9 protein-coding genes are annotated in these 11,847 nt (G+C 60.4%); 6 read left to right on the plus strand and 3 right to left on the minus strand.

All coding sequences use genetic code 11. From position 1 onward, the window contains the following. Positions 1–585 (minus strand): TetR/AcrR family transcriptional regulator, encoded by a 585-nt coding sequence (locus IEW18_RS13450; protein ID WP_188558372.1) that lies wholly within the window; start codon positions 583–585, stop codon positions 1–3. Between the two features lie 437 nt (positions 586–1,022). Here IEW18_RS13450 and IEW18_RS13455 point away from each other — a divergent pair, with 437 nt between their 5' ends. The 6 genes from IEW18_RS13455 (at position 1,023) to IEW18_RS13480 (ending at position 8,842) form a co-directional block, all read left to right on the plus strand. Next, positions 1,023–1,841, plus strand: a complete 819-nt coding sequence (locus IEW18_RS13455; protein WP_188558373.1) for an SDR family oxidoreductase — start codon at positions 1,023–1,025, stop codon at positions 1,839–1,841. A gap of 108 nt (positions 1,842–1,949) precedes the next feature. Further along, positions 1,950–4,601 (plus strand): MGH1-like glycoside hydrolase domain-containing protein, encoded by a 2,652-nt coding sequence (locus IEW18_RS13460; protein WP_188558374.1) that lies wholly within the window; start codon positions 1,950–1,952, stop codon positions 4,599–4,601. Positions 4,602–4,719: 118 nt separating this feature from the next. Then, positions 4,720–5,715 (plus strand): NADP(+)-dependent, decarboxylating phosphogluconate dehydrogenase, encoded by a 996-nt coding sequence (locus IEW18_RS13465; protein ID WP_188558375.1) that lies wholly within the window; start codon positions 4,720–4,722, stop codon positions 5,713–5,715. A 227-nt stretch (positions 5,716–5,942) separates the two neighbouring features. Then, on the plus strand, positions 5,943–6,656 hold the full coding sequence (locus tag IEW18_RS13470) for a PD-(D/E)XK nuclease-like domain-containing protein (RefSeq protein ID WP_188558376.1): 714 nt from the start codon (positions 5,943–5,945) through the stop codon (positions 6,654–6,656). A gap of 462 nt (positions 6,657–7,118) precedes the next feature. After that, a complete protein-coding gene (gene asnA / locus IEW18_RS13475) occupies positions 7,119–8,126 on the plus strand; it encodes an aspartate--ammonia ligase (protein WP_188558377.1) in 1,008 nt (335 codons plus the stop codon). A gap of 338 nt (positions 8,127–8,464) precedes the next feature. Beyond that, positions 8,465–8,842 (plus strand): hypothetical protein, encoded by a 378-nt coding sequence (locus IEW18_RS13480; RefSeq protein ID WP_188558378.1) that lies wholly within the window; start codon positions 8,465–8,467, stop codon positions 8,840–8,842. A gap of 98 nt (positions 8,843–8,940) precedes the next feature. Here IEW18_RS13480 and IEW18_RS13485 read toward each other — a convergent pair whose 3' ends face one another. Together IEW18_RS13485 and IEW18_RS13490 are read right to left on the minus strand one after the other, a co-directional pair. After that, positions 8,941–10,242 carry a flavin monoamine oxidase family protein gene (locus IEW18_RS13485; protein ID WP_188558379.1) on the minus strand — a complete coding sequence of 434 codons (1,302 nt, stop codon included), beginning with the start codon at positions 10,240–10,242 and terminating at the stop codon, positions 8,941–8,943. Positions 10,243–10,380: 138 nt separating this feature from the next. Continuing rightward, positions 10,381–11,847, minus strand: a 1,467-nt coding sequence (locus IEW18_RS13490) for a glycosyl hydrolase (RefSeq protein ID WP_229728738.1), incomplete at its 5' end; no start/stop codon positions are given.

Raw genomic sequence — 11,847 nt, forward strand, 5'->3', positions numbered from 1 at the left:
CTATTTCTTCTCTAGCCCCGTCAGGAGCATGGTGACGATGTTGGCTTCCAGCTCCTCGGCCGACAGCTCGCGGCCGGGGCGGTACCAGAGCTCTACCCAGCGCACGGCCGAGAGGATGGTAAACAAGGCCACCGACACGTTGACGGGTTGAAACTCGCCGGCGGCAATGCCTTGCTCAATCAAGGCCGCGAAGCCTTTTTCGTACTGCTTGCGGGCATCCTTGAACTCGGTGAGGGCCGGCTCGGGTAGGTATTTCCAGTCGTGGTTGGCCACGGATACGGCCGCGCCGTCCTCAATCATCAGCCGAATGTGCAGGCGAATCAGCGACTTAATCTTCTCAACGAAGGGCGCTTCCGTGGCCTCAATTTCGGCCAGCTGGGAAATATAGGTGCTTGACACCCGAAAGCAGATCAGCTCCAGAATCTCGTCCTTGGACTTGATGTGGTTGTACATGCTGGCGGCTTCGATGCCTACTTCGCCGGCCAAGTCGCGCATGGAAGTACCACTGAAGCCTTTCTGCTTGAACAGCTTGGCCGCTTCTTCCAGAATCAGTTGGCGCTTATTGGTTTTGCGGGTTGTAATCATGGGTGGGAGGTAGGGTGCTGATAGCCCTACGCCAAAGGCCTGCTAAAGATTGCGCAAATCGTTGCCGTGGTTTAACATTCCGCCTTCGCGGCTAGGTAGGAAGCTTATGCTCACGCTCAGTAATTTACAGACCAGAACAACGTGTACCCCAGTCTTGCCGCGGTTGCCCGGCAACTCCGGGCCGGTTATCAACAAGCCCCAATATACTACTTTAATTTCCGCAAACGAATGTTTGTTAGTCTGGAAGGTCAAGATGTTACCCGGAGGTAGAACAGACCAAGCAACCAAGCAAAAAAACTGTCCTGCTGAACTGGCCGAGGCACCTTTTGCCTTGGCTAAACTGAGTACCACTCGCTTCAGCAGACATTCATGTAACTAAAGCTGGGGTTTGCCAGTCTAGCAGAAGAGTATTCCACTGACCTTCTCTCCTGAGCTATATGGCAAACTCCTCAAACTCCCAGCGTCTTCAACACCAGATTGCCCTCGTGACGGGGGGGAGCTCCGGCATTGGGGCCGGCGTAGCCCGGGCCATGGCCGCCGAAGGCGCCACCGTCATTGTCAACTACGCCCACAGTGCCGACGAAGCCGCCGCCGTTGTGGCCGACATTGAAAAGGCGGGCGGCCGGGCTGTGGCCATCAAGGCCGATGTCAGCAAGGAAGACGAGGTACTCCACATGTTCGACCAGATTCGGGAGCAGTTCCAGACCCTGCATATTCTGGTTAACAACTCCGGTATTCAGCAGGATTCGCCCTTTCTGGAAATGAGCCTGGCGCAGTGGCAGAAGGTGATTGACGTGAACCTGACCGGACAGTTTCTGTGCGCCCGCGAGGCGGCCCGGGAGTTTGTGCGGCGCGGTCCGCAGCCGGAAGTATCCAAGGCCACGGGCAAAATCATTTGTATGAGCTCGGTGCACGAGGTTATTCCCTGGGCCGGGCACGTCAACTACGCCACCAGCAAGGGCGGCATCATGCAGCTGATGAAGAGCATGGCCCAGGAGCTCGCGCCCCAGCGCATTCGGGTGAACAGCATCGGGCCGGGCGCCATTGCTACCCCCATCAACCTCTCGGCCCGCGACACGCCCGAGGAAGAACGCAACTTGCTAACCCTGATTCCTTACGGCCGCATCGGCGACCCCGCCGACATTGGTATGGTAGCCGTGTGGCTGGCCTCCGACGAAGCTGATTACGTGACGGGTACCACCATCTTCGCCGACGGCGGCATGACCCTCTACCCTGGTTTTGCCGATAACGGCTGAGTTGCGGTAAGCGGCCGGGTTATCTGGTAGCCCGCCGCAGTGCAGGCTTCATGTGCTACCCCTTAAGGTCCGGCGAAGAACAGGTAACTGCTCGCTGGCGTATTTTGTATGACCCAGGAACAACAACGGCAGCAACAGGCCCAGGAAGGACAGGCCGCATGGCACCGCTTCGGGCCCTACGTATCGGAGCGGCAGTGGGGCACGGTGCGTGAGGACTACTCCGCCAACAGCCAGCCCTGGACCTACACCACCCACGATATGGCCCGCAGCCTGGCCTACCGCTGGGGCGAGGAAGGAATCGGCGGTATCTCCGACGACCAGCAGCTGCTGTGCCTGGCCCCCGCCTTTTGGAATGGGCAGGATCCTATCGTGAAGGAGCGTTTGTTTGGGCTGAGCGGGCCCGAGGGCAACCATGGCGAGGACGTCAAGGAGCTATACTACTACCTAGATAACACGCCCACGCACTCCTACATGCGGATGCTGTACAAGTATCCGCAGCACGCCTACCCCTACGAGTGGCTGGTGCAGGAAAACGCCCGCCGCGGCCGGCACAAGCCCGAGTTTGAGCTGCTGGATACCTGCATTTTCCGCGAGAACCGCTACTTCGACATCTTTCTGGAGTACGCCAAAGCCGGCCCCGAAGATCTGTTGCTGCAAATAACGGTGCACAACCGGGCCAGCGAAGCGGCGGTGCTGCAGGTGCTACCCCAGTTATGGTTTCGTAACACCTGGGCCTGGGGCTACGAGGACTACCGGCCCCAGCTTCGTGCCCTGGCGGAAGGCCATATTCGAGTGGAGCATGCTAAGCTCCCGGCCCTGCAGCTCTACTGCGACGTGCCCGCTGCCGCGGATGCAGGCCCCACGCTGCTGTTTTGCGACAACGATACCAACTGCCAGCGCCTGTACGGTACCCCCAATGCCGGCGCCTACTGCAAGGATGGCATCAACGACTACCTGGTTCATGGCAATCAAGCGGCCGTGAACTCCGCCCGGCTGGGCACCCGCGCGGCGGCCCACTATACGCTCAGCGTGCCGGCTGGCGAAAGCCGGGTGGTGCGCGTGCGCCTGGCCGCCCCCGAGCTACCCGAGCCTTTCGCCGATTTTGCCGCCATTGTGCGGCAGCGCCAGGCCGAGGCCGACGAGTTTTACCAGCACCTGCAAACCGACCTCCACAGCCCCGATGCGCGTAACGTGCAGCGCCAGGCCCTGGCCGGCATGCTCTGGAGCAAGCAGTTTTATTACTACGATGTAGCCCAGTGGCTGCAGGGCGACCCGGCCTCGCCGCCGCCACCCGCCGCGCGCCTGCGCAGCCGCAACCACACCTGGCCCCACCTCAACAATGCCGACATCATCTCCATGCCCGACAAGTGGGAGTACCCCTGGTACGCGGCCTGGGACCTGGCTTTCCATTGCATCCCGCTGGCCATGGTCGATGCCGAGTTTGCCAAAAATCAGCTTCAGCTGCTTTGCCAAGACTGGTACATGCACCCCAACGGCCAGCTGCCGGCCTACGAGTGGAAACTGGAGGATGTAAACCCGCCGGTACACGCCTACGCTACCTGGCGGGTATACAAGATGGACCGCAAGCTCCGGGGCGGCCAGGGCGACACGCCGTTTCTGGAAAGCGTGTTTCACCGCCTGCTGCTCAACTTCACGTGGTGGGTAAACCGCAAGGACCGTAACAACCGCAACGTGTTCGAGGGTGGTTTCCTGGGCTTGGACAACATTGGCGTGTTCGACCGCTCGGCCCCGCTGCCCACCGGCGGCTACATCGAGCAGGCCGATGGCACGGCCTGGATGGCCATGTTTGCTTTAAACATGATGCGCATGGCCCTGGAGCTGGCCAAAACCAACCCGGTGTACCAGGACATGGCCAGCAAGTTTTTCGAGCATTTCCTCTACATCGCCCAGGCCATGACCAACCTGGCCGACCAGAAAATCGACATGTGGGACGAGGAGGATGGGTTTTACTACGATGTGCTCAACACTCCCGAGCACGGCCGCCTACCCCTGCGCATCCGGTCCATGGTGGGGCTGATTCCCTTATTTGCCGTGGAGGTGCTCGACGAGGACACCCTGCAGCAGATGCCCCGCTTTGTGTACCGCCTGAACTGGTTTCTCAACCACCGCCCCGCGCTGGCCGCGCTGGTGTCGAGGTGGCAGGAACCGGGACGCGGCCAAAGCCACCTGCTTTCCCTGCTGCGAGGGCACCGCATGAAGCTGCTGCTGCGCCTGGCCCTGGATGAGGCCGAGTTTCTGTCTGCTTACGGGGTGCGGGCCCTCTCGCGCTACCACTTGGCGCGGCCCTACGTGTTCGAGTATGCCGATGGGAAGAAGGAAGTTGTGCAGTATGAGCCCGGCGAGTCGAGCACTTCCCTGTTCGGGGGCAACAGCAACTGGCGCGGCCCGGTCTGGCTGCCGATGAACTTTCTGCTGGTAGAGTCCTTACAGCGCTTCTACCACTACTACGGTCCCGACTTTAAGGTGGAGTACCCCACCGGCTCCGGCCAGTTCAGCACGTTGCTGGAAATTTCGCAGGCCCTCACCGAGCGGCTCACCCGCCTGTTCCTGCGCGATGCCGACGGCCGCCGCCCCTGCCTCGGACCCGACAAGCAATTCCAGACCGACCCCAACTTCAAGGACTACCTGCTTTTTCACGAGTATTTCCACGGCGACTCGGGCCAGGGCCTCGGGGCCAGCCACCAAACCGGCTGGACCGGCCTGATTGCCAAGCTACTGCAGCCCCGTTCCCCTGAATAGGTAGCCCCAGAGCCGGCTTTGGCCCGCCGGGCCATTCTTGTGGCCGGCGTGCTACTGGCCTGGCCTACATCTTACCTACCTCGCGCTATTATTTTTTTCATTCTACTACTTGATAGGCATGAGCAAAACGCAAATCGGGGTCATTGGCCTCGGCAAAATGGGGACAGGCCTGGCCCGGCAGGCTGCCGAAAAAGGCTACCCCGTCGTGGGCCTCGATATTCATCCCCGCCCTGATCTGGAAGCGGAAAACCTGCGGGTGGTCGGCAGCATAGAAGAGCTGGTTAGCAAGCTGAAGCGTCCGCGCAAGGTGTTTCTCTACATCCCGGCCGGGGCGGCCGTAGATGGGCTTATCCAGCAGTTACTACCCCATTTGGAAGCCGGCGACATTATTGTGGACGGGGGCAACTCCTACTGGGGCGACTCCATCCGGCGGGCGGCGCGGCTGCGCGAGCAGGGCCTGCACTTCCTGGACTGCGGCGCCAGCGGCGGCCCCGGCGGAGCCCGCACCGGCGCTTGCTACATGGTGGGCGGCGCACCCGAAGCCGTGGAGCAGCTGCGTGAGTTTTTCGTGGCTACGTCGGTGCCGGGCGGCTTCCTGCACACGGGCGCGGCCGGCACGGGCCACTACGTGAAGCTGGTGCACAACGGCATCGAATTCGGCATGCTGCAGGCCATAGGCGAGGGCATGGGCCTGCTCACCCACTTTCGCGAAAAGCTGGATGTCAGCGCCATTCTGGGCTTGTGGAACAACGGCTCGGTGGTGCGCTCCTGGCTGGTAGAGCTCATGAAAAAGACTTATGATGAAGAAGCCGGCTTCAACGTGCCCAGCTACATTGAGGACACCGGCGAGGTAAACTGGCTGGTGGCCGACGCCCTGCATATGGAAGTACCCATTCCCGTCATTTCCCAGTCGGTAATGCAGCTTTTTACCTCCCGCGACAAGGAACCAACCTGGGCCAAAGCCATTGCCATGATGCGCCACGGCTTCGGTGGGCACCCCTACGGCGAAGACAAAGGCCTGCAGCGGGAGCGGCAGTACGGCCGGGTGGGGGAGTACGAAATGTCCGAGGAAACCGGCGAGCGGGCCGACCAGCAAACCACGGGCCCGCAGTAGGGGTAAGGTTTACGGCGCAGCTTCTGCCCTCCGGCACCGCCCCTGGCCAACTGGCCCGGTAAACAGCCGCGGCAAGTAAGCGGGTAGGGCCGGGGCAGCGGTGGGTTAGGAGCAGGGCAAAGCAAGCAAGCGGGCCGGGAAGTAAAGAAAAATGCCTATACTCCCTCATTCAAACCCTGCTTTGTCATTTTTCGGAGCCTTTTTGCCGGCTCCGCTGTTCTTTCTGCGTGACTGATTCTACCACTACCGCCGCCCGCCCCGACCTACTGCGTATTCCCTACGACGACTACCGCGCCCTGCCGGCCATTGCCAACTCCGACCTTTCGCGTTTGCGCGATGCCCTCAACGGGCGTCCTCCGCGCCCCCACGATTCCGTGGGCGGAGCTCTCGGGCTGGGCACGGCCTTTCATACCGCCATTCTGGAGCCCGACTTGTACCAGCCCGGGCAGCCCGGCATCAATGACACCCTGATCTGGTGGATGGTGGACGGCGTGAAGCTCAACCCCGAGGTGAATGCCCTGCTTGAGCAAGGTATTCCGGAGCCCAGCTGCATTTTTACCGAGCCCCTGACCAGCACCCTCTGCAAGCTCCGCGCCGACCTGGTGGTAGACCAGCCCGGCCAGCCCTACACCATCGTGGACTTTAAAACCACCATGGCCCGCGACCATAACCACTTCGTGGAGCAGTGCACCCAGTATGACTACGACCGCCAGGCCGCGTTTTATGCCGATGCCCTGCACGCCGACCGGTTTCTGCTGATTGGGGTGCAGAAGGTAGAACCCTTTAAGGTGTTCGTGTACGAGGTGCCCCCGCTGATGCGCAACGAGGGCCGGGCCAAGTACCTGCGCCTGCTTAAGCTGCTGCAACCCGAGGCTCCGGTGCCCATGTCGGTGGTGCAGGCTGTGCGGGATGTGCGCAACGCCCTGAATGGATCGGAATGAGTTTGCCGCGCCGGCCGCCGCTGGCTTTGCTGATCTAACGCAACGCTTTTATTTATCAGGATACGTGTAAAAGGAAAATAATTGCCGGTTTTAATTAGGATAAATAATTACGCTGATTTATACTTGCATAACATCTGACGAAAAACAGACCTTTCATATGCGTCATTTCCGCAATAACCTCCAGAATAATAACTCGAATAATCTTATTCGAGACTGGAAGGCTATTGCTCCCTTGGAGAACTGAAAAATCACTACTTGATTTTCTTTTAAAGCCTTCCACTACCTGGAAGGCTTTTTTTATGCCTGCGGGCCAGCTTAGCACGCGCAGTAGCTGGTAGTAGCCCGTAGTAATTGCGCACAAGTAATTTCTGAATTCTTGAAAAAACTCCCATTTGGGAGAAGGGAATTCGTGTGCCTTTTCGAACTGAAAAAACCAATCATAAACTCCTAAAATAAATAGCCATGAGCGCCCCGGATTTATTGAAAACTGAGGAAGCAATTTCCTTTGTAAAGGATACTTTCGCTAAAGAACTCAGTGCCCAGCTGCAGCTCAGCAAGGTTTCGTCGCCGATTGCTGTGCTGGACGGCACGGGCATCAACGACGACCTGAACGGGGTGGAACGCCCCGTGGGGTTTCCGATTAAAGCCCTGGATGAGCGGCGGGCAGTGGTGGTGCACTCCCTGGCCAAATGGAAGCGGGTGCGCCTGCAGGAGCTGGGTATTGAAGCGGGTCGGGGCCTGCTCACCGACATGCGCGCCCTGCGCCCCGACGAGGAGTATTCGCCCATTCACTCCATTTACGTGGATCAGTGGGACTGGGAAAAGCACATCAGCCCCGAGCAGCGCACGCCGGCTTTCCTGCGGGCTACCGTAGAGCGCATCTATGAGGCCCTGAAAACCACGGAAGCGCGCGTAACGGCCGAGTACCCGGAAATTACGCCCGCGCTGCCCGGCAAAATTACCTTCCTGCACGCCGAGGACCTGCTGAAACAGTACCCCAGCCTCACGCCCAAGCAGCGGGAGCACGAGGCCGTGAAGCAATACGGCGCCGTGTTCCTGATGGGCATCGGGCACGAGTTGAGCCACGGCGAACCCCACGACGGCCGCGCCCCCGACTACGACGACTGGAGTACTGAAACCGAAGAAGGCTATCGGGGCCTCAACGGCGACATTCTGCTCTGGCACCCCGTGCTGCAAACTTCCTTCGAGGTATCCTCGATGGGTATCCGGGTGGACAAGCACGCGCTGGTGCGCCAGCTGGCCCTGCGTGGCTGCGAAGACCGGCAGGAACTGTCGTTTCATGCGCAGCTGCTTAAGGACGAGCTGCCCCAAAGCATTGGTGGCGGCATTGGCCAGAGCCGGGTGTGCATGTTTATGCTGCGCAAGGCCCATATCGGGCAGGTGCAGGTGAGCATTTGGCCGGAGGCCGTGCGCGCGGAGCTGGCCGGAGCCGGAGTTGGGCTGCTGTAGGCAGCCACAAGCTAGCTGCCGCGGAGGCAGCGGAGGCGGGGGAGCAGGTTTGGCGGCCGTAGCTCCTCCGCCTTTTTTGTACGCGTCAGGCCAGCCGCCGGGTAGCAGAGCAGGCGGATGGGGAGCAGCCGAGCCGCCCGAATGAAACAGCGGAAATTTTGGGCCGGCTGGTAGAGCGAACCGGGCTGCTGGTAGAGTAAAAACGGGGCAGGAGGCTCAAGAACCGAATTCGGCGCGGGGCTTGCAAGTGGGCAGTCAAGCGCTTAACACTACTTCACTGGCTCGTCGCTTTCCTTTGGAACGGCGGCTACTTCTACACTTTCACCTTTCCCATTCTCATGAAAACCGCCCTGCTTTCCCTCGCCACTGGTCTCGTTCTGTTTTCTTCTACCGCTTCATTTGCTGCCCCAGTTCCTGACCACCGGGATGATGACAAACGCCGCAAGGGGTACACTAAATACAACGACCGAAACGACCGGGACTTTAATTACGGCTACGACAAAAAACACCGGGTAACGCCCGCCGAAAAAGCCCGTTGGGAAGCCACCCAGCGCAACGAGCGCCGGGACGACTACCGGGATAACCGCCGCGACAACGACAACCGCCGTGAAGACCGGAACGACCGAAACTTCAACTATGGCTACGAGAAGAACCACCGCGTAACGCCCCAGGAGCGTGCCCGCTGGGAGGCGGCCCACCGCAACGACCACCGGTAGCACGTTGCTTCCCTCAGTAAAACCAGACGGCCCTTCCTCCTAGCCTTGGGAGGAAGGGCCGTCTGGTTTTATGAGCAAAATAAGGAGGTAGCAGAAAGTTACTGCCGCTTTAGCAACCGCTCAGCAGCACTGGCGCCGCTGACCAGAGCCGCTTCTACGGTTCCAATGTAGGGTCCATCGTACACGCCTTCGCCCGCCACAAACAGCGTATCATCAACTGGGGTAGCTAGGGCAGCGCGAGCCGCCGTGGCCCCCAGCGCCGAGTAGGCGTAAGCCCCCAAGGCCAGCGGATCAGCTGCCCAATTAACGATGCGGTGGGCGCGCACATGTTTCCGCAAGTGACCAGGGGTAGTACCCAGCAGGTAGGCCAGCGAACCGAGGGCCTCGGTGAGTAGGTCTTCCTCCGAAGTAAAGCGACGCTGGTAAGCTTCCGGACCGGCTAGCCAACCGGTGAGAATGGGGCTCTGATTAGGTAGCTGGCTCCACCAGGTTGGCAGGGGCGCGTCGGAAAAAAGAAAGCCCAGGTCGGGAAGCGGGCGAGTAAGCTGAGTGGTGGCGTGCTCCCAGAGTGGAGTAGCAAACTCCAGCAGAACCTTAATGACGGACCCAAAGCCCAGGGCGCGAGCCGCAGCCCGATGCATGGGCAGCTCGGGTTCCAAGCGTACGTAACCCGGCTGGCCCGCCTCGGCCTGCCAAATGCCCAGCGGAACGGTAATAAGCACCCGCGCGGCGCTGAAGTGCCGGCCGTCGGCGCAGGTAGCCCAGACCAGGCCCGGCTGCCAGTGCAGCGCCGTGACGGGGCAGCCCAGCTCCAGGTGGGCGCCGGCAGCCTGGGTTTGTTGCACCAGCCACCTTATCAGGCGGCTGTACCCGCCCTCAGGCCGTGGGGATTCTTCGGCCCCGTTGCCGCTCCATTCCTCGCGCAAGGCAAACGCACTGGCTCGGGTTGCATCCGCGGCATCGTAGCCTTCCGCGAACCGCCTCACCTGCTCGCGCATTACGTGGTATGCCTCGCCCGGGAAATTCTGCTCCAGAAAATCTGCCAGCGCCATGTCGTGGGGTAGGGCATGTAGCTTTTCCAGCAGCAGAGGCATGTCGTCGAAGAAGCTTTCAGACGTCTGCGTTTGGCCCTGGGCTACCTCGTAGTTGATGCCGGCCGTGTCGTGGCACGCAATACCGGCTTCCTGCAGCAGCTGCCGGGTTAGAGGAACGTCGCCGTGCAGAAATTCGGCCCCGCTTTCCACGGGCCGGGAAAACCTACCGGCAGTTGAGCTATGAATGCGGCCCCCGAAGCGGTTACGGCCTTCCAGCAGCGTAACCGAGCGTCCGGCCCGAGCTAAATTTCGGGCCGCCAGTAGTCCGGCCGCTCCGGCGCCAAGGATGAGTATGTCGGTTTGCATAGGGCAGATAGTCCCTCCCCTAACGCCCCAGGTTCCCAAATGTTAGCGTAGGCAAGTTGGCTACGTAGTACCGGCCAGGTGTTTTTCTGTCAGGCCGCCACCCCACGGAATGCGTGTTCGGCCTACCCGGCGCCGTAGTTAATTGCTACTCACGGCGTTGAGGCTGCTCTGCATTCGGCTGGTTAGCAGTCGGGTACTCCTTGGGTGCTCCTCGGCATGCAGAATGATGGCCTTGATTTCTGGGAAGCGCTGGGTAATAAGCTCGGCCTGTCGCCGGTTTTTAAACCGCTGATCTGCGCCCAGCAGCATAACAGGTTTGTCGTGCAGGGCCAGGTTGGCGGCAAACTCATGCCGGTAAGGCAGGTAGGTAGCAAGGAAATTTTGGCCGGAAATACCTGTTTCCTCCTTATCAATGGCCACCCAATCGACGTATTTTTTGCCGGGGAAGTAAGCTTGCACCGCCGTGGCCGCGGGCGGAGTCCAGACCCAAACAACGCGGGTGATTTCAGCATCTTGAAACTGGTGAACCAGCTGATGCCAGGCTTTGCGGTACTGGTCGGGGGGGAGGGCAGGTAGCACGGGCCGCAGCAGCACGGGCCGGTTCAGGGTTTTAAATGCCTGTGCCATCTGGGGCCAGTTGGCAACAGAAGCGCCCGTCACCGTCCAGGTTAGCAGCGGAATGCTGCCCTGCTCGTACAAAGTCGCCATTTCATCCGTTGGCACTTTATCGGTCATGGGCAGGCCAACCATGGCCGGGGCCGACTCGGAAGAGTAGCTGGCCAGGAGCCGGTGCGTGGTAAACGAGGAAAAGGGGATGGGTAGGGCCGGCGAGGAAACGGCCTGCTGCACCCCCAGGTGAAGCTTTTCGTCCCCGTTTACAACCCAGGAAGCTGCGCTCAGGCCGGTAAGCTGCTTCTCAATGTACTGAGCAGTGTCAATGCCGCCCACCAGTAGTAGGCTACTGGCGGCCAAGGAAATGCCGGCCGTTTGGGTGCGCACGGTCAGCGTCTGCACGATTTTTTGGCCTGCCGTCACCAAGCCACTCAGGGGCCGGGTGCTGAAATCGTTCAGCATGTTCCGGACCCAAGTGTGCTGGCCCATTCCTACGGCTGCAAACAAGATGGCTGCGTTGGAGGTAGCCAGAAACGCCATCAGCCGGGAATAAGGGCTCCAGTCTACGCGGCCGGCGTATTTCACAGCCACGGCGCACAGCACAATGGTCAGGATGTTCGGCAGGCAGATCTTCAGCTCATTGCGGGTGTTGCCTTCCTTGGGAGTTGGAATGTAGGGCACGCGCACCCGCAAAAACGTGTACACCAGCCCCAGCAAGTACACCCACCAGGTGCCTACCCGCAGGATGCCACCGGCCAGGTGCAGGCCCATTTCCTGAGGTTCCCGCAGCCACTGTTGCGCTTTGTAGCGAATCAGCAGCCCAATGCCTAGCAGCGGCGCCAGGTGCAGAAAAAAAGCATCCAGGGCAATGTGCCAGGGGTAGACCGAAAGAAACAAGGAGGCAATGGGCACGGCAATATCAATGAGTGTCACCAGGCCGGAGAGGAAGTACAGGGGCAGGGTGGCGTAGTGCAGCTTCTGGCGCCCGGTAAA

This window comes from Hymenobacter glacieicola (genome assembly GCF_014640315.1).
GTDB classification, from domain to species: domain Bacteria; phylum Bacteroidota; class Bacteroidia; order Cytophagales; family Hymenobacteraceae; genus Hymenobacter; species Hymenobacter glacieicola.

Bases quoted from the DNA above. Each gene is read 5' to 3' on its own strand.
- IEW18_RS13450 (WP_188558372.1), bottom strand. From the start codon at position 585: ATGATTACAACCCGCAAAACCAATAAGCGCCAACTGATTCTGGAAGAA.
- IEW18_RS13455 (WP_188558373.1), top strand. From the start codon at position 1,023: ATGGCAAACTCCTCAAACTCCCAGCGTCTTCAACACCAGATTGCCCTC.
- IEW18_RS13460 (WP_188558374.1), top strand. From the start codon at position 1,950: ATGACCCAGGAACAACAACGGCAGCAACAGGCCCAGGAAGGACAGGCC.
- IEW18_RS13465 (WP_188558375.1), top strand. From the start codon at position 4,720: ATGAGCAAAACGCAAATCGGGGTCATTGGCCTCGGCAAAATGGGGACA.
- asnA (WP_188558377.1), top strand. From the start codon at position 7,119: ATGAGCGCCCCGGATTTATTGAAAACTGAGGAAGCAATTTCCTTTGTA.
- IEW18_RS13480 (WP_188558378.1), top strand. From the start codon at position 8,465: ATGAAAACCGCCCTGCTTTCCCTCGCCACTGGTCTCGTTCTGTTTTCT.
- IEW18_RS13485 (WP_188558379.1), bottom strand. From the start codon at position 10,242: ATGCAAACCGACATACTCATCCTTGGCGCCGGAGCGGCCGGACTACTG.